Here is an 18,205-nt window from a genome sequence, read left to right on the forward strand (position 1 = left end):
GCGGATGACTTGAATCGATCTAATCTGTGGTGATGCCGGTGCGGTCGCTACGCAGTTGCAACTGCATCCTGTGTCTGTGCCGGCCCGTCCTGTCGCTGCTTCCCCAAACTCCCGGCCACCGCAACGTCGTCTTGGATCGATCTAAGCGATGGGCGGGCGTTTTTTAGCATGGGTTGCCCGTCGGCGCATGCTGCTGCGCAATATGGTATTGCCGTGGCGGGGGCATGACGTTTTTCTGAATCGGCTGGAAACGTTTTCTCGCGCGACTCCACGGCAGGCCCGCCTGCAGTCCGCCCGGCGGGACGTATGCTGCGGCGCAGAATGCATTGGCGCGAATCGCCATGCTCTACTTGAATCGATCTAAATACACGGTTGCGCGGGTCTTGCGCCATTCCACGGGGAGCAGCCTGCCGGCAGGCAGGGCTCAGCGGAAGGCGTCGCAGGCTCCAGCCGTCTGCCACCGCACCATCGACCACAGGAACCCGACATGCGCCCAGTGCCGTCCGCTCCCGCTGTCCCCTCGACGCCGCGCCCGTTGACGCGATTGGCCTGGCTGCTCGCTCTGGCGATGTCGCCGGTGCTGCTGCAGGCCGCCCCGGCCGCACTCGAGCGCGAGGTGAACACCTTCATCGGCAGCAAGGACGATGGCAACACGTTCCCGGGCGCCTCGGCACCCTTCGGCCTGATCCAGGTCAGCCCCATCGGCAGCCACTATTCGGGGTGGCGCTACGACGACGAGAAGATCCGTGGCTTCGGCCACTCCTTCCTGTCCGGTGCCGGGTGCTGGGAGCAGGGCGGCCAGGTCTCGGTCCTGCCCGTGACCGGCAGCATCGGTCCCGGTGGCGATTTCGACACCGCCGACGCCAAGAGCTTCAACCACAAGACCTATGCCGCGTCGTACACGCATGACGGCGAAATCGGCCAGGCCGGCTACTACAAGGTGCGCCTGACCAGCTACGGTGGCATCGATGCCGAGGCGACCGCGCGCACCCGTGCCGCCGCCGAGCGCTACACCTTCAGCCAGCGAAGCGGCGATGGCCACGTGCTGGTGAATGTCGGCCAGGCGAATGAACGCCATTCGGTGATCGGCAGCGTGATCGACGTGGTCGGCGACCGCGTGGTCGAGGGCAAGCTGGTCACCAGGAGTTTCTGCGGTGGCCACCAGTACACGACGTGGTTCCGCATCGAGTTCGATCGCCCGTTCAAGGCGCACGGTACCTGGGGCGAGGCCGGTGGCCTGCCGGGGGCGCGCCACAGCATGGAAGGCGAGCAGAAGCCGAACGGTGCCTGGTTGAGCTTCGACCTGGCCAAGGGGCAGTCGGTCACGGCGGTGAGCGCGATTTCGCATGTCGATGCTGAAGGCGCGCGCACCAACCTGCGCACCGAAGGCATGCAGGGCGGAGCGCTGATGGGGTTCGACCGCATGCGCGCGCTGTCGCAGCAGGCGTGGCGCGAGGAGCTGGGCCGGGTGCGCGTGCAGGGCGGCAGTGCTGATGACCGCACGGTGTTCTACAGCGCCGCCTACCACGCGCTGCTGCAGCCGCTGACCGGCAGCGATGCCGACGGCCGTTACCGCGGCTACGACGATGGCATCCATCGCGCGGATGGCTGGACCTACTACGAGTACTTCTCGCTGTGGGATACCTACCGCGCGCAGAACCAATGGCTGGCGCTGACCCGCCCCGATGTGGCGCGTGACATCGGCCGTACGCTGCTGGCGATCGACGAGCAGGGGGGCTGGCTGCCACGCTGGGGTTACGCCAACTTTGAGACGAACATCATGACCGGCGATCCGGTGACCCCGTTCATGGTTGACCTGTGGCGTTTCGGTGCGTTCAAGGGCCGTGAATCGCAGGCGTGGGATGCGCTGCGCCGCAATGCATTCGGCACCCCGCCGTTGAATTCCCGTCATGCGGGCCGGTCGGGCAATCCGACCTATCTGGACAAGGGCTACGTGGTCTACGACCGTGCGTTCCCGTCCAAGGGCATGGACGTCGATCCGCATCACGGCGGCTCGGCCACTCTGGAATATGCACTGGCCGACTGCGCGCTTTCGCAGATGGCCGATGGTCTGGGTCACGCCCGGGATGCGGCGACGCTGCGCGAGCGCGGCCGCAACTGGCGCAAGGTGTGGGACCCGCAGGTCCGCGATGCCGAGACCGGCTTCAGCGGCTTCCCGCGGCCTCGCACCGAGGACGGGCAGTGGTACACCCCGGCCGACGGGCACTACAGCCCACGTTCCCACCACGGCTTCCATGAAGGCACCGCGTGGCAGTACCAGTGGCTGGCGCAGCAGGACATGCCGGGACTGGTCGAGGCGATGGACGGTCGTGAACAGGCCGGGCGCCGGCTCGATGCCTTCTTCGCGATGGATGCACTGCAGGCCGATCCGCTCAATGCCGCGCGGCGCGAATGGGTGGTCGGGCCCTACAGCTACTACAACCAGTTCCGCTACAACCCGAACAACGAACCCGATCTGCACGCGCCGTGGCTCTACACCCTGATCGGCCAGCCGTGGAAGACCGCCGCGGTGGTGCGGGCTGCGCAGCAGCTGTTCACCAATGCGCCCAATGGCGTGACCGGCAACGACGATCTTGGAACGATGTCGGCGTGGTACCTGTTCAGTGCGATCGGCATGTACCCGGCAGTACCGGGCAGTGGCCAGTTCCTGCTGCATACACCGCGCTTTGCCCGGGTCGAGGTCGACATGGGCAATGGCCGCACCCTGCGCATCGATGCCCCGGGGGCAGACGGCCGCCGCCTGCAGTACGTGCAGGGCGTGCAGGTCGATGGCCAGGCGCATGCCCCGGTCTGGCTGGACTGGGAGCGCCTGCAGCAGGGCCCGCGCCTGCACTTCGCCCTCGACGCGCAGGCGCCGACCCAGGGGTGGGGCACGGCGGTGAAGGATCTGCCGGTGTCCTGGTGCGCGGCACCTGGCAGCCAGCTGCGTTGATCGGGGCTGTGCCGTTCGCGGCGACCCAGCGAACGGCACGGCACGAGACGGCCGCGATCCATTAGGCTTGAGCCCTCAGCGGAGCCCGGGAATACGATGAACGACAACGGCAGCAGCACTTCCAGCAAACGCGCCGGCAAGGCAGTGACGGTGACCGACATCGCGCGCGCCATCGGCGTATCGCGGGCGACCGTGTCGCTGGTGCTGCGCGGCAGCCCGCTGGTCAACGTCGATACCCGGGCCAAGGTCGAGGCCGAGCTGCGGCGCCAGCGCTATGTCTACAACCGCGCAGCAGCCAACCTGCGGCGGCGCACGTCCTCCAGCATCGCACTGGTGATCAACGACCTGTCCAATCCATTCTTCGCCGAATTCGCCTCCGGCGTCGACGAGGCGCTGGGTGGGCGTGGCTACGTGACCCTGCTGGGCAGCACCGGCGAATCGCCGGAACGCCAGCAGGCGGTGCTGTCCACGCTGATGGAGCACACCCCGGCGGGGCTGATCCTGTCGCCGGCCGAAGGCAGCGATGCCACGCAGCTGCGCCAGGCACTGGGAGCCAATGCCAACGTCCTGCTGTTCAACCGTGAGCTGGACGGGGCCGATTGGGACTTCCTGACGCTGGACAACCAGCATGGGGCCTATCTGGCCACCCGCCACCTGATCGAGCGCGGCCATCGCCATATCGCCTTCTTCGGCGGCCACGCGGCGTCCAGTTCCTGCCACCAGCGCCGTGCCGGCTTCCAGCAGGCGCTGGCTGAGGCTGGACTGTCGCTGCCACCCGGCTGGATGATCGAATCGGCGCCGAACCGGCTGGAGGCGGCCGCACGCACCGACGAACTGTTCGCCGATGGCCATCGGCCGAGCGCAGCGGTCTGCTACAACGACACCGTCGCGCTGGGGCTGATGCTGGGCCTGAACTCGCGCGGCATCCGGCCGGGCGGCGATTTCGCTGTCACCGGCTTCGACGATATTTCCGAGGCTTCGGTGGCGGTGCCACCGTTGACGACGCTGACCGCCGACCCGCGCGAGCGTGGCCGGCAGGCGGCGGCACTGCTGCTGCAGCGCCTGGACGAACCGGATGCGCCGCCACGGCGCACGGTGGCTCCGGTGCAGCTGCGGATCCGCGAAAGCAGTGCCGCCCGGCCGACCTGATTTCACTGCCGTTACTCCTTCCACGCAACAACGATTCCGCGCAACGAGGCGCGTTCCGCATGCCGATCTCAGCAACGCCCCGTCCGTCGGGTTCCCCGGGCAACGCACCGGCCGTCACCAACGGCAAGGCCCTGGCCGTGGTGACCACCATCTTCTTCATGTGGGGCTTCCTGACCTGCCTCAACGACATCCTGATTCCACACCTGAAGGCGGTGTTCGAGCTGAACTACGCGCGGGCGATGCTGGTGCAGTTCACCTTCTTCGGTACGTACTTCCTGATGTCGCTGCCCGCTGGCCGCCTGGTCGCGGCTCTCGGCTACAAGAAGGGCATCGTGGCCGGCCTGCTGATTGCAGGTGTGGGTGCGCTGGGCTTCTGGCCGGCGGCCGAACTGCGGATCTACGGCGCTTTCCTGGGTGCATTGTTCGTGCTCGCCACCGGCATCACCGTGCTGCAGGTGGCCGCCAATCCCTATGTGGCGCTGCTGGGCCCGGAGCAGACCAGCTCCAGCCGGCTGACCCTGGCGCAGGCGTTGAATTCGCTGGGTACGGCGATTGCGCCGATCTTCGGCGGCATGCTGATTCTTTCCAATACGGTCAAGAGCGCCGATGAAATGGCGGCGATGCCGACCGCCGAACAGCTGGCCTATCGTGCTGCCGAGGCGCAGGCCGTGCAGGGCCCGTATGTGGGCCTCGCGGTGGCGCTGGTGCTGCTGGCGTTGTTCGTGTTCCTGTTCCGCCTGCCGGCGCTGAGCGATGCGACCGAACAGGCCGACCAGGGGCATCACCACAGCTATCTGGATGCGTTGCGCCAGCGTCATCTGCTGCTGGGCGTGCTTGGCATCTTCTTCTATGTCGGTGCGGAAGTGTCGATCGGCAGCTTCCTGGTGAACTACCTGTCGATGCCCGACATCGGCGGATTCAGCGAGCAGGAGGCCACACACTACGTTTCCGCCTACTGGACGATGGCGATGGTCGGCCGCTTTGCCGGCTCGGCGCTGCTGGCCCGCTTCTCGCCGAGCCGCCTGCTGGCGATCTTCGCACTGGTCAACGTCGGACTGCTGGCGCTGACCATGGCCAGCGCCGGCAGTGTCGCGCTGTACTCGGTGGTGGCGATCGGCCTGTTCAACTCGATCATGTTCCCCACCATCTTCGCGCTCAGCATCGAGCGCCTGGGGCCGCTGACCAACAAGGGCTCGAGCCTGCTGATCATGGCCATCGTCGGCGGCGCCGTGGTGCCGTACCTGCAGGGCGTGCTGGCCGACCACATCGGGGTGCAGGCCAGCTTCATCCTGCCGCTGCTGTGCTACGTCTACATCATTTTCTACGGACTGGTCGGCGCACGTACGCCGGCCTCCGCAACGCAGGGAGGCTGAGTCCGGAATGGGTGCGATTGTCTGCTTCGGCGAAATTTTGATCGATCTACTGGCGCAGCCGCCGGCCACTGCGGACACGCCGCGCGCGTTCCTGCAGTACGCCGGCGGAGCACCGGCCAACGTCGCGGTGGCTGCCGCGCGGCTGGGCGCGAAGACCCAGTTCGTCGGCATGCTGGGCCGCGACATGTTCGGCGACTTCCTGGCCGAAAGCCTGGCCGAGCACGGTGTCGGTACCGACTACATCGTCCGCACCGATGCCGCCAAGACCGCGCTGGCGTTCGTCGCTCTCGATGCAGAGGGGGAGCGCAGCTTCAGCTTCTACCGCCCGCCGGCGGCCGATCTGCTGTTCCGCGACAGTGATTTCCAGGCCGCCTGCTTCGACAGTGCGCAGTGCTTCCACGTCTGCTCCAACAGCCTGACCGAGGCGGCCATCGCGGACGCAACCTTCGCGGGCATGGAGCGCGCGCGCGCTGCCGGGGCTGTGGTCAGTCTCGACCTCAACCTGCGGCCGGCGCTGTGGCCGGCCGATGTCGATCCGTCGCCGCGCCTGTGGCAGGCGCTCGAACGCGCGGACCTGGTCAAACTGTCGCGCGAAGAACTGGACTACCTGGCGGCGCCCCTGGGCGACGGCGGCGAGGACGCGGTGCTGCAGCGGCTGCTGGCGGCGCAGGCTCGCTGGGTGATCGTGACCGATGGTGCGGCCACGCTGCGCTGGTACACCCGCCAGGCGCAGGGCACGGTGACCAGCTTCCAGGTCGCCGCTGTCGATACCACCGCAGCCGGTGATGCCTTCGTGGGAGGCGTGCTGGTGGGACTGCTGGAGCGGGGTGGCGCAGGCGCGGGATTCAGTGCGTTCTGCCAGGACCCGCAGGCCATCGACGCCACGCTGCGCTTCGGTGCCGCGGTCGGCGCGCTGGCCGTTACCCGCAAGGGCGCGTTCGCCGCGATGCCCTCGCTCGACGAAGTGCAGCAGCTGCTGCAGGCACAGGACATTACCGCATGAGCACCTCGCCCGACTTCCGTTCGCCCGCGTTCCTGCGCGCGCATATCGCCGACACCCTGGCGTTCTATCATCCGCGCTGCATCGATCCGGCCGGTGGTTTCTTCCATTATTTCCGTGACGACGGCAGCGTCTACGATGCCAGCCATCGCCATCTGGTAAGCAGCACCCGTTTCGTCTTCAACTACGCGATGGCCTATCGCGAGTTCGGCAAGGCCGAGTACCGCGAGGCCGTCGAGCATGGCGTGCGCTATCTGCGTGAGGTGCACCGCAATCCGGCCACCGGTGGCTATGCCTGGACCCTGCGCGATGGCCAGGTCGAGGACGACATGAATCACTGCTATGGCGTGGCGTTCGTCCTGCTGGCCTACAGCTGCGCGTTGAAGGCCGGCATCGAGCAGGCCCGCGCGTGGATGGATGAGACCTGGCAGCTGCTGGAGGCGCGCTTCTGGGAGCCGCAGCACGGTCTGTACCGGGACGAGGCGGACGGCCAGTGGAACTTCACCGGTTACCGTGGACAGAACGCCAACATGCACATGTGCGAGGCCATGCTGGCTGCGTTCGAGGCCAGTGGCGAACAGCGCTATGTGGAACGTGCCCTGCAGCTGGCCGACACCATGACCCGTCGCCAGGCAGCCAAGGCCGGTGGCCTGGTATGGGAGCACTACGATTCCAACTGGGAGATCGACTGGAACTACAACCTGGACGACCCCAAGCATCTGTTCCGTCCCTGGGGTTTCCAGCCGGGCCACCAGACGGAGTGGGCCAAACTGCTGCTGATCCTGGATCGGCACGTGCAGGCCGACTGGCTGGTACCCACGGCGCGTCATCTGTTCGACGTGGCCGTGGAGCGCAGCTGGGACGAGGCCCGTGGTGGCCTGTACTACGGTTTCGCGCCGGAGTCACGACGGCAGCCGGGCATGGACGGCGCGCCGATCGGCGGCGACAGCTTCGTCTGCGACGACGACAAGTACTTCTGGGTACAGGCCGAAACCCTGGCAACCGCTGCGCTGATGGCTGCGCGCACCGGTGATGACCGCTACTGGCAGTGGTACGACCGCATCTGGGCCTACTCCTGGGAGCACTTTGTCGATCACCGCTACGGCGCCTGGTTCCGCATTCTCGATGCAGACAACCGCAAGTACAGCGATGAAAAGAGCCCCGCAGGCAAGGTGGATTACCACACCATGGGTGCCTGCTACGAAGTGCTGAACGTCGTGCGTTGAGCATGACCGGTAGCGCCGGGCCATGCCCGGCGGACACAACAGGAGTCCCGCCCGTGCATCGCCCTTTCCGTGCCGTTTGCCCATTCGCCTCTCTGGCCCTGTTGTGGATTGCCACTCTCGTATTCCCGGCAGCGGCCGCTCCGTTACAGGCAAGCTGGGAGTTCCGCATGCTGCCGGGCGACGTGCAGGGCGCGGCGCATCCCGGCCTGCAGCAATGGCGCAGCGCGCAGGTGCCGGGCAGCATCCACACCGACCTGCTGGCGCATGAACTGATCCGTGATCCTTACGTCGGCGCCGCCGAGGCCGAGCTGCAGTGGATCGGCCTGGCGGCATGGGAATACCGTGCACGCTTCGATGTGGACGCCGCGACCCTGGCCAGGCCGAACGCGGAACTGCGCTTTGACGGTCTGGATACGTACGCGGAAGTCACCCTCAACGGCAGGCCGCTGCTGCGCGCCGACAACGCTCACCGCAGCTGGCGCGTGCGCGTGGACGGCCGCCTGAAGGCGACGGGCAACACGCTGCAGATCGTGTTCCGTTCGCCGATCCGCACGCTGCTGCCCGCTGTCCAGGCGATGCCGCACAGGATTGCTGGCAATTATCCTTCGCCCTACGGTGACGAGCCGAAGGATGCGATGGTCGGTAATTTCGCGCGCAAGCCGGCCTACCATTTCGGCTGGGACTGGGGTCCGCGCTATGTCACCGCCGGAGTCTGGCGTGGTATCGACCTGGAGTCCTGGGGGGAACGCCGCCTCGGCGATGTGGCCGTACGCACCGAGATGCTGGACGCGCAGCAGGCGAAGCTTGCGGTCGTGCTGCAGGTGGAACAGGACGCTGCCGCGGGTACCGCGGCCGTCGATGTGGAGGTGTTCGATCCGGAGATGCGCAGTGTCGCGCGGGTGCAGCGGCACGTTGCAGTGGCCCCGGGAGCGAATACGGTGGAGCTGCCGGTGGCGCTTGCCCAGCCGCGCCGCTGGTGGCCGGTCGGCTACGGGGCACAGGATCGCTACGTGGTGGCGGTCCGCCTGGACAGCGGCGACAGCGGGTCGCTCGCGCGCGAGCAGCGCATCGGCCTGCGCACGGTCGAACTGCGCCGCGACAAGGACGCTGATGGCGGCCAGGGCTTCGCATTCGTCATCAACGGCGTGCCGGTCTTCGCCAAGGGTGCGAACGTGATTCCCTTCGACGCGTTCCCGGCCCATGTGGATCCCGCGCGCGTGCGCCAGGTGCTGACCGCCGCGCGCGACGCCAACATGAACATGCTGCGCAACTGGGGCGGCGGCTACTACGAAAACGATGTGTTCTTCGATATTGCCGATGAACTGGGCCTGCTGGTCTGGCAGGACTTCATGTTCGGCGGCGGCATGCAGCCCGGCTACGACCCGGCATTCCGCGCCAGCGTGGTTGCCGAAGCGCGCGACAACGTGCGCCGCCTGCGCCATCACCCCAGCATCGTGTTGTGGTGTGGCAACAACGAAGAGGAAACCGCGTGGAAGGACTGGGGCCATGGCCGCGACCTGAAGGCCGCAGATCCGGTCTTCGCCGCAAAGGTCTGGCAGGGCTATGTGGACCTGTTCGGCAATGACCTGCGTGCGGTGGTCCGTGAAGAAGGGCTGGGGGTGCCGTACTGGTCCAGTTCGCCCAGCAACGACCTCGACGAGAAGGCCAATGATTCCACCCGTGGCGACAAGCACTACTGGCAGGTGTGGGGCAATCCGGCGTTGCCGGTGCAGGCCTATCTGCGCGAGACGCCGCGCTTCATGTCCGAGTACGGCCTGCAGGCGTGGCCGGCCGTGGCTACGGTGGACCAGATCGCAACCCGCGCCGAGCAGCGGATCGACAGCCCGGTGATCCGCGCGCACCAGAAGTTCATGGCGGGCGAGGGCAACAGCCGTCTGCTGCACTATATCGAGCGGGGTTACGGTACCCCGAAGGATTTCGGGGACTTCGTGTATCTCAGCCAGGTGATGCAGGCCGATGGCATCGCTCTGGCAGCGCTGCACCATCGCGCCTCACGCCCCTACACAATGGGCTCGCTCTACTGGCAGCTCAATGACGTATGGCCGGGTGCGTCCTGGTCGAGTGTGGACTACTTCGGACGCTGGAAGGCGTTGCACTACCAGGCGCGGCGCTTCTTCGCTCCCGTTGCCGTGGCGGCGCTGCGTGACGAGGGCACGACACGCGTGCGTCTGCTCAACGATGGCGAGGCCGGCGAGGCGCGCTGGCGGCTGCGGGTGATGGATGTCGACGGCAAAGTGCTGCGTCGTCGGGAGCAGGCGGTGACCCTGGCGGCCGCGGGCGTGACGGCGGTCGGCGATTTCAGTGATGCCGAGCTGCTGGCGGGTGCCGATCCGAAGCGCACGATTGCTGTCTTCGAGGTGCTGCAGGGAGGGAAGACGACTGCGCGTCAGGTCGTGGGATTCGTCGAGGCGAAGGATCAGGTGCTGCCCCGCCAGGCGCTCAGGGGCACGCTGGACATCGAGGGGGACCACTACCGGCTGCGGCTGCAGAGCAGGGCATTCGTGCGCGCGGTATGGGTGGACTTCGGTGCCCTGGAGGTGCAACTGGAGGACAACCTGCTCGATCTGCTGCCGGGCGAGAGCCGCGACATCAGCGTGCGCGGCCCGGTGGATCTGGCCACGCTGCGCGAGGCGCTGGAGGTGCGCAGCCTCAACGATCGTTGAGGGGCGCCGTCGGCGGTACCTGGCGTGGGCCGCAGCCAACCCGGGTTGGCTGCGACCAGAAAGGGATCGTGTTACAGCTGGATCTGCTGGAAGTTCTCGACCCGCTCGTGACCGTGAGCGGCGTCGCCGACGCGCGGCATCGGGTAGTCGTCCAGACGGTCCAGCAGGCGGGTCTGCAGGCCCGCCTCGCGCGCGGCATCAAGCTCTTCCACCACGTCGGACAGGAACAGGATCTCGCCTGCCGGCACGCCGATGGACTGGACGATGCGGCGGTAACTGTCGGCCTCACGCTTGCCGCCGATCTCGGTGTCGAACCAGCCGGACACCAGCGGGCTGAGATCGCCCGCGTCGCTGAAACCGAAGAACAGCTTCTGCGCCGGCACCGAACCGGAGGAGTACACGTACAGCGGCAGGCCCGAGGCATGCCATCCCTTCAGCACCGGCGCCACTTCCGGATAGAAGTGCGCGGTGTAGTCGCCACGGCGATAGCCGGCGTCCCAGATCAGGCCCTGCAGCGCCTTCAGCGCCGTGTGCTTGCGGTCCTGGTCGATCCAGCCCTGCAGGGTCTCGGCGACCACGCTGTCCTGGCAGGCGCCGCCGATTTCGCTGGCCACCGTGTCCAGCCAGCGGCGCACGTCCGGTCGCTGGCCATGCTCGGCCACGAAGCCGGGCAGCGCCTGGCGCGCATAGGGGAACAGCACGTTCTTGACGAACGAGATGCTGCTGGTGGTGCCTTCGATGTCGGTCAGGATGACGCGGGGCTGCATGGATCAGGATGCCTGGGTCGGAACGTAACGGGGGAATTTCTGCGCGATGTCGGTGCCGGTGAAGTGGCCGACCCAGCCATCCGGCTCGGTGAAGAAGCGGATGGCCACGAAACTCGGCTCCTCACCCATGTCGAACCAGTGCGTGGTGCCATCGGGCACGGCGATCAGGTCGTCCTTCACGCATTCGATCTCGTAGACCTTGTCACCCACGTGCAGGGTGAACAGCCCCGAGCCGGCAACGAAGAAGCGCACTTCGTCTTCCTTGTGGAAGTGTTCGTCGAGGAACTTCCTGCGCAGCTCGGCGCGGTTGGGATTGTCCGGCGCGATCGACGCCACATCCACGCTCTTGAAGCCGCGTTCGGCGACCAGGCGATCGATGTCGGCGCGGTAAGCGGCGAACACCTCGTCCTGGCTGGCGCCCGGCGCGACCGGTGCGGTGGCCTGCCAGCGCTCGAAGGTCACGCCGATCTTCTGCAGCTCGGCAGCGATGATGGCGCCGTCCTGGCTGTCCAGCAGCGGGGACTCGGGGCGGGTGTCGTCGTAGATGCGCAGTCGGCTCATGGCGGCAGCTTGAACGTCTCGGGGGGAGGACAGGGTAACAGGGTGGCGCGCGGGTGCAGATTGCGGTTTGGAATCTGCTCAGCCACGCAGCCTGCGCAGTTCCAGTTCGCAGTGCAGCAGGAACTCGAATGCCTCAAGGTGGCGGCGCGCTTCGGCCATGTCGCGGCCCCAGGCGTACAGGCCGTGGCCATCGATCAGGTAGCCCCACAGCGTCTGGCGGTCCAGCAGATCCTCGACCTGGGCCGACAGCACGTTCATGTCCTGGGTGTTGGCGAACACCGGCACGTCGATGGCCATCTCGTGCGTGCTGTTGCCGGCAAAGGCTTTCAGCAGCTCATAGCCTTCCAGGCGGATGTGCCCCTGCGGTGCATACAGGCGCGAGGCGACGGTCTGCACCGGCGAATGCGTGTGCAGGACGCAGCCGACTTCCGGGAAACGCCGGTACAGCTGCGTGTGCAGCAGCGTCTCGGCGGACGGGCGCAGGGGACGGCCGACGGCCTGGCCATCGAAGTCGACGACCATGATGTCGTCCTCGATCAGCCGCCCCTTGTCCTTGCCGGAGACGGTGATTGCCGCATGGCGGTCGTCGAGGCGATGGGAGAAGTTGCTGCTGGTGGCCGGGGTCCAGCCGGCCTGGGCCAGTTCGCGGACGTTGTCGATCAGCAGCTGGGCGAGCTCGCTCAGGCGCGCGGTGTCGTAGGGGAGGGGGGCGGCGTTCATGCGGGCGATTTTACTGGATTCGGCCAACGGCTGAGCCCCTCGTGGCTGTCTCGCCGGGCGGGATTTCTTGCTTTGGCCGGGCGGGTGGGCTGTGCAGGGGACGCCGTAAACCCATCCTTGGGGGCTTGGCCGCGGCATCCCTGCCGCGGACACCCCTGCACATCCCACCCGCCCGGCCACGGACAGGTTCCGTGCACGTCAGCCACGGAGTGAAGAAGGAAAAGCGAAAAGCGGGTCGCTTCGCTGCGCTTGCTCGGAGCGGAGCATGGCTCCGCTCTACAGAGGATTCATCGACCTACGAAAATTCATTCCCTGGACGAATTCATCCACGCATGACGTGGACCAACCAGACGCGCCGGGAGACTGCCAGGGGTGGGGAGGCATGGGTGCGCGGGGGTGTCAGCCGCAGGGATGCGGCTGCCAAGCCTACATGGACGTACTTGCGGCGTCCCCCGCGTACCCATGCCTCCCCGCCAAACCAACACACCCGCTCTTGCCGTTGCTCCGGCTTCAACGGCGGGTGCAGGGCCGCAGGCCCTGCAATCCTCTTACTTACCCCGCAGGCGGCTGTGCCGGAAGCCGTAGCAGAAATAGATCACGAACCCGAAGAACGTCCACACGCCCATCAGCATCCAGTTGTGCATCGTCATCGCCGACAGCAGCGCCAGGCAGCTCAGCACGCCCAGGCTGCAGATCAGCCACGCCATCGGCATGCGGAACGGGCGCGGCAGGTCCGGTTGGGTGCGGCGCAGGATCAGCACGCCCGCACACACCGCCGCGAAGGCGATCAGCGTGCCCATCGAGGTCAGTTCGCCGAGCACGTCCAGCGGGAACAGCGCAGCCAGCAGGGCGATGCCGATTCCGGTGATGACCGTATTGATATGCGGAGTGCGGTACTTCGGATGGATCCGGGTGAACACGGGCGGCAGCAGGCCATCGCGACCCATGATCATGAAGATGCGCGGCTGCGCGATCACCATCACCAGTACGACCGAAGAAAGGCCGACCAGTGCCCCGACTTCCACCACCACCCGCAGCCAGCCCAGCTGGGGATGCGCCGCGACGGCGGTGACCACCGGCTCATCGGTGCCGAGCAGGGTGTACGGCACCAGGCCGGTCATGACGGCCGCCATGGCGATGTACAGCACCGTGCAGACCACCAGCGAGAGCATCATGCCGATCGGCATGTCGCGCTGCGGACGGTGTGACTCCTGGGCCGCCACCGAGACCGCCTCGAAACCGATATAGGCGAAGAACACCATGGCAGCGCCACGCAGCACGCCCTCCATGCCGTACTTGCCGGGCCCCTGGTTCTCCGGAATGAACGGGGTCCAGTTGGCAGGATCGACGTACTTCCAGCCAACCACGATCACCAGCACGATCAGGCCGGTCTTGAGCACCACCATGGCCATGTTCATGGCCGAGGACTTGCTGATGCCCACGTAGCACAGCCAGGTCAGCAGCAGCACCAGGATGGCCGCCGGCAGGTTGGCGATCGCGCCGGTCGGGCGCAGCTGCCCGTCCAGCGGTGCGCTCACCAGTGCGGCCGGCAGGTGGATGTCGAAGTGACTGAGCAGGCTCAGGAAGTAGCCGGTCCAGCTGACCGCCACTGCCGAGGCGGACACGCCGTACTCCAGCACCAGCATCCAGCCGATGAACCAGGCCGAGAGCTCGCCGAAGGTCGCATAGGTGTAGGTATAGGCGCTGCCCGAGACCGGCACCATCGAAGCGAACTCGGCGTAGGCCATGGCGCAGAACGCGCAGCAGATGGCGGCCAGCACGAAGGACAGCATGATGGCCGGGCCGGCATGGTTGGCTGCGGCCTGCCCGGTGATGACGAAGATGCCGCCGCCGATCACTGCGCCGATGCCCAGGGCGGTCAACCCCCAGGGTCCGAGGTGGCGGCGCAGGCTCAGGCCATTGGCGTCTTCATGGGCGGCATGCGGGTGCTTGGTGGCCCAGAGTTGCTTGAACATGTGTGGGGATCTTGTCGATGCGCGCCGGGTGGGCGCGCGGGCGGAAACACTGGCAGGAGCAGACGGGCCGGCGCAGGGCCGGCCCGCAGGTTCAGGCGGACTTGGCCAGCTTGCTGTTGCGCATGCCGTAGCCGAAGTAGATCAGCAGGCCCAGCACGGTCCAGCCGACGAACAGATGCCAGTGCACCACGAAGGCCTGCCAGAACAGGAACAGGCAGGCCGCCGCGCCCAGCGGGCAGATGATCCATACCACCGGTACGCGGAACGGACGATGCAGCTCCGGACGGGTGTAGCGCAGAACCAGCACGCCGATGCATACGGTTGCGAACGCCAGCAGGGTACCCATCGAGACCAGTTCGCCCAGCACGTTCAGCGGCATCAGGCCGGCCAGTGCCGCAGCGATCACACCGACCACGATCGTGGCCCAGTACGGGGTGCGGAAGCGGGCATGGACCTTGCCGAAGAACTTGGGCAGCAGGCCGTCGCGGGAGATCGTGTAGGCGATGCGGGTCTGGCCCATCATCATCACCAGCACCACCGAGGACAGGCCGGCGATGGCGCCGATCTCGACTGCGGTCTTCAGCCAGGACAGGCTGGCATAGGGCTCCAGCGCGGTGGCCACGGGCTTGTCGGTGCCCAGCAGGTGATACGGCATCATGCCGGTCAGCACGGCGCAGACGATGATGTAGACGAGGGTGCACACGGCCAGCGACCCGAGCAGGCCGATCGGCATGTTGCGCTGCGGGTCCTTGGTTTCGCCGGCTGCGGTGGAAACCGCGTCGAAGCCGATATAGGCGAAGAACACGATGGTGGCGGCACGGAACACGCCGCTCCAGCCGAACTCGCCGGATACGCCGGTGTTTTCCGGAATGAAGGGCTGCCAGTTGGCCGGATCGATGTGGGCGGCGCCGAAGCCGATGAACAGGCAGATCACGGTGACCTTGATGGCCACGATGATGGCGTTGACGAAGGCCGACTGGGTCACGCCGACATACAGCAGGCCCGAGACCGCAGCGACGATCAGGACCGCCGGCAGGTTGAACAGCTTGCCGGAAGAGATGAACTCGCTGCCGGTCCATGCGATCGGTGCCGCACTGAGTGCGTCAGGGAACGGCATGTGCAGCGTGGTGGTGATGAAACTGATCAGGTAGGCCGACCAGCCCACCGCGACCGAGGCCGAGGCGAACAGGTACTCCAGTACCAGACACCAGCCGATGAACCAGGCCATGCCCTCGCCGAGCGTGGCGTAGGAGTAGGAGTAGGCGCTGCCCGATACCGGCATCATCGCGGCGAACTCGGCGTAGCACAGGCCGGCGAGTGCGCAGGCGATGCCGGCGAAGACGAACGAGAGCATCACTGCCGGGCCGGCGTGGTTGGCGGCGGCCTGCCCGGTCAGTACAAAGATGCCTGCACCGATCACCGCACCTACGCCAAGCAGGATCAGGTGTTTCGCCGTGAGGGTCCGTTTCAGCGTGGCTTCGCCGTCCAGGCTGCCTTCGATGGGTTCGCCGGCATCGACGTGCCCGGCCGGTTGCACCGGCTTGACCCTCAACAGAGCTTTCAGCATGCAGTACTTCCCTAATGATCGGTTTGGGGGCCGTCGATACGTTGCCGGCAGCCCTGAATGGTGAAGGCCGCGCGAACGGCCCGCTGTACCTTAGCCAAAGCTGAAGCCAACGCACAAGCGCAATCGCAACAATGAGCGGCGATAATGAACAGTATTTTTCCGAACCACCCCCATTCATGAGCCACACCGCCGAAACCCTTGCCGCGCTTGATGATCGCCTGCGCAGTCTGCTGCGGGACCATGCGCGCCTCGAGCCCGCCCACGACGCCCTGGCTGCCGAATTCGGCACATTGCTGGACGATCCGGAAGATCCGTTCCGGCGCGAGCGGTTGGCCGGCCACTTCACCGCCAGCTGCTGGCTGGTCAGCGCCGATGGCCAGCGCCTGCTGCTGACCCACCACCGCAAGCTGCAGCGCTGGCTGCAGCTGGGCGGCCACGCCGACGGCGACCGCGACCTGGCCCGGGTGGCGCTGAAGGAGGCAGAAGAGGAGTCGGGGCTGTCCGGGCTGGTGCTGGACGATCCGGCGATCTTCGACCTGGACAAGCACTGGATCCCCGAACGCGGGGAGGTGCCGGGGCATTGGCACTACGACGTGCGCTTCGTGATCCGGGCGCTGGGTGGCGAGGACTTCGTGCTCAGCGAGGAATCGCTGGACCTGGCGTGGCGGCCGGTGACCGAAGTCGCGGCCGACCCGGAATCGGACGAATCGATGCAGCGCATGGCGCGCCGGTGGTTGGCGCGCTGACGGGGACGTCCACCTCATGCGCGGGCCGCCGGGCATGGCCCGGCGCTACCGTGATGGCGTGGGTGGCGCCGGGCCGTGCCCGGCGAACCGTGATCGCGTGGGTAGCGCCGGGCCGTGCCCGGCGAACCTTCAATCAATACAGGATGCGGGTGCGCAACGTGCCCGGAATGGCCGCCAGTTCTTCGCGTACCGCGCCGGCCTGCTCCTCGCTGGCGGTGATGTCGATCACCACGTAACCAACCTTCGGGTCGGTGCGCAGGAACTGGCCGTCGATGTTGACGTTGTGGCGCGAGAAGATCTCGTTGACCTTGGACAGTACGCCCGGCACGTTCTGGTGGATGTGCAGCAGGCGCAGGCTGTCTTCGTGTTCGGGCAGGGTCACTTCCGGGAAGTTGACCGCCGACAGGGTGCTGCCGTTGTCGCTGTAGCGCACCAGCTTGGCGGCGACTTCCACGCCGATGTTGTCCTGCGCTTCCAGCGTGCTGCCGCCGACATGCGGGGTCAGGATCACGTTGTCGTGGCGGGTCAGTGGTGATTCGAAGATGTCGCCGTTGCCCTTCGGCTCCACCGGGAACACATCCAGTGCAGCCCCGCCGACTTGGCCGCTGGCCAGCGCTGCGTCCAGCGCATCGATGTCGACCACCGTGCCGCGCGCCGCATTGATCAGGTGCGCGCCCTTGCGCATCTTCGCCAGCTCGGTGCTGCCGATCATCCACTGCGTGGCCGGGGTCTCCGGCACGTGCAGGGTAACGATGTCGGCACGTGCCAGCAGGTCGTCCAGGCTGGCCGCGGCACGGGCATTGCCCAGCGCCAGCTTGGTTTCCACATCGTGGAAGATCACCTGCATGCCCAGCGATTCGGCCAGCACGCCGACCTGGGTGCCGATGTGGCCGTAGCCGATGATGCCCAGCGTCTTGCCCCGTACCTCATGGCTGCCGCTGGCGGACTTCGACCAGCCGCCGCGGTGGCATTCAGCGTTCTTCTGCGGGATGCCGCGGGTCAGCATGATCGCCTCGGCGATCACCAGTTCGGCCACGCTGCGGGTGTTGGAATAGGGTGCGTTGAACACCGGGATGCCGGCCAGCTCGGCCGCGTCCAGGTCGACCTGGTTGGTGCCGATGCAGAAGCAGCCCACCGCGATCAGGCGCTTGGCCTCGGCCAGCACCTCGGCGCTGAGCTGGGTGCGCGAACGGATGCCGACGATATGCGCTTCGGCGATGCGCGCCTTCAGTTCGTCCTCGGGCAGCGCCTTGGTGTGCGCCTCGATCTGGCTGTAGCCGGCGGCGCTGAATACCTCCACGGCTGTCTGGCTGACCCCCTCCAGCAACAGCACGCGGATATCCTGCTTCGGGAACGAGGTCTTCTTCGGCGACATGGGGCAACACGGCCAGTGGGACAGGGGCTGACCACTATGCCAGATCGGACCGCCCATGGTGCAGTGCGCAATTGGTTGCATCCGTAGCTATCTGTGCGGCACTGCGGG

Annotated in this window: 13 protein-coding genes; 7 read left to right on the forward strand and 6 right to left on the reverse strand. The window is 66.8% G+C overall.

From position 1 onward, the window contains the following. The first annotated feature begins 487 nt into the window (after nucleotides 1-487). From ACVOKU_RS02475 to ACVOKU_RS02500, 6 genes are all read left to right on the forward strand, one after another. Nucleotides 488-2,953: a GH92 family glycosyl hydrolase gene (locus ACVOKU_RS02475; RefSeq protein WP_481558975.1), complete on the forward strand. Its 2,466-nt coding sequence runs from the start codon at nucleotides 488-490 to the stop codon at nucleotides 2,951-2,953. Between the two features lie 96 nt (nucleotides 2,954-3,049). Next, nucleotides 3,050-4,102, forward strand: coding sequence for a LacI family DNA-binding transcriptional regulator (locus ACVOKU_RS02480; protein WP_053516709.1), 1,053 nt, complete (start codon nucleotides 3,050-3,052; stop codon nucleotides 4,100-4,102). A 59-nt stretch (nucleotides 4,103-4,161) separates the two neighbouring features. After that, nucleotides 4,162-5,475, forward strand: coding sequence for an L-fucose:H+ symporter permease (fucP, locus tag ACVOKU_RS02485; RefSeq protein ID WP_481558976.1), 1,314 nt, complete (start codon nucleotides 4,162-4,164; stop codon nucleotides 5,473-5,475). A 7-nt stretch (nucleotides 5,476-5,482) separates the two neighbouring features. Beyond that, nucleotides 5,483-6,478 carry a carbohydrate kinase family protein gene (locus ACVOKU_RS02490; RefSeq protein ID WP_414487896.1) on the forward strand — a complete coding sequence of 332 codons (996 nt, stop codon included), beginning with the start codon at nucleotides 5,483-5,485 and terminating at the stop codon, nucleotides 6,476-6,478. Continuing rightward, nucleotides 6,475-7,701, forward strand: coding sequence for an AGE family epimerase/isomerase (locus tag ACVOKU_RS02495; protein WP_346475715.1), 1,227 nt, complete (start codon nucleotides 6,475-6,477; stop codon nucleotides 7,699-7,701). The genes ACVOKU_RS02490 and ACVOKU_RS02495 overlap by 4 nt, the downstream gene beginning before the upstream one ends. A 2-nt stretch (nucleotides 7,702-7,703) precedes the next feature. After that, on the forward strand, nucleotides 7,704-10,385 hold the full coding sequence (locus ACVOKU_RS02500; protein WP_481558977.1) for a beta-mannosidase: 2,682 nt from the start codon (nucleotides 7,704-7,706) through the stop codon (nucleotides 10,383-10,385). A 71-nt stretch (nucleotides 10,386-10,456) separates the two neighbouring features. Here ACVOKU_RS02500 and mtnC read toward each other — a convergent pair whose 3' ends face one another. The 5 genes from mtnC to ACVOKU_RS02525 all read right to left on the reverse strand — a co-directional run bounded on the left by mtnC (nucleotide 10,457) and on the right by ACVOKU_RS02525 (nucleotide 15,976). After that, a complete protein-coding gene (mtnC, locus tag ACVOKU_RS02505) occupies nucleotides 10,457-11,152 on the reverse strand; it encodes an acireductone synthase (protein ID WP_053516704.1) in 696 nt (231 codons plus the stop codon). 3 nt (nucleotides 11,153-11,155) lie between these two features. Continuing rightward, nucleotides 11,156-11,713 carry a 1,2-dihydroxy-3-keto-5-methylthiopentene dioxygenase gene (locus ACVOKU_RS02510; protein ID WP_053516703.1) on the reverse strand — a complete coding sequence of 186 codons (558 nt, stop codon included), beginning with the start codon at nucleotides 11,711-11,713 and terminating at the stop codon, nucleotides 11,156-11,158. A 78-nt stretch (nucleotides 11,714-11,791) separates the two neighbouring features. Further along, a complete protein-coding gene (locus tag ACVOKU_RS02515) occupies nucleotides 11,792-12,433 on the reverse strand; it encodes a methylthioribulose 1-phosphate dehydratase (protein WP_053516701.1) in 642 nt (213 codons plus the stop codon). A 548-nt stretch (nucleotides 12,434-12,981) separates the two neighbouring features. After that, nucleotides 12,982-14,409 carry an amino acid permease gene (locus ACVOKU_RS02520; protein ID WP_481558978.1) on the reverse strand — a complete coding sequence of 476 codons (1,428 nt, stop codon included), beginning with the start codon at nucleotides 14,407-14,409 and terminating at the stop codon, nucleotides 12,982-12,984. Nucleotides 14,410-14,500: 91 nt separating this feature from the next. Further along, nucleotides 14,501-15,976, reverse strand: coding sequence for an amino acid permease (locus tag ACVOKU_RS02525; protein ID WP_053519499.1), 1,476 nt, complete (start codon nucleotides 15,974-15,976; stop codon nucleotides 14,501-14,503). A gap of 131 nt (nucleotides 15,977-16,107) precedes the next feature. On the opposite strand from ACVOKU_RS02525, the gene ACVOKU_RS02530 reads away from it, so the two are divergent. Beyond that, nucleotides 16,108-16,722, forward strand: coding sequence for an NUDIX hydrolase (locus tag ACVOKU_RS02530; protein WP_080375326.1), 615 nt, complete (start codon nucleotides 16,108-16,110; stop codon nucleotides 16,720-16,722). A 133-nt stretch (nucleotides 16,723-16,855) separates the two neighbouring features. Here ACVOKU_RS02530 and serA read toward each other — a convergent pair whose 3' ends face one another. After that, nucleotides 16,856-18,097, reverse strand: coding sequence for a phosphoglycerate dehydrogenase (gene serA, locus ACVOKU_RS02535; RefSeq protein ID WP_481558979.1), 1,242 nt, complete (start codon nucleotides 18,095-18,097; stop codon nucleotides 16,856-16,858). Nucleotides 18,098-18,205: the final 108 nt, after the last annotated feature.

The sequence above is a fragment of the Stenotrophomonas sp. STEN147 genome, from assembly GCF_056757995.1.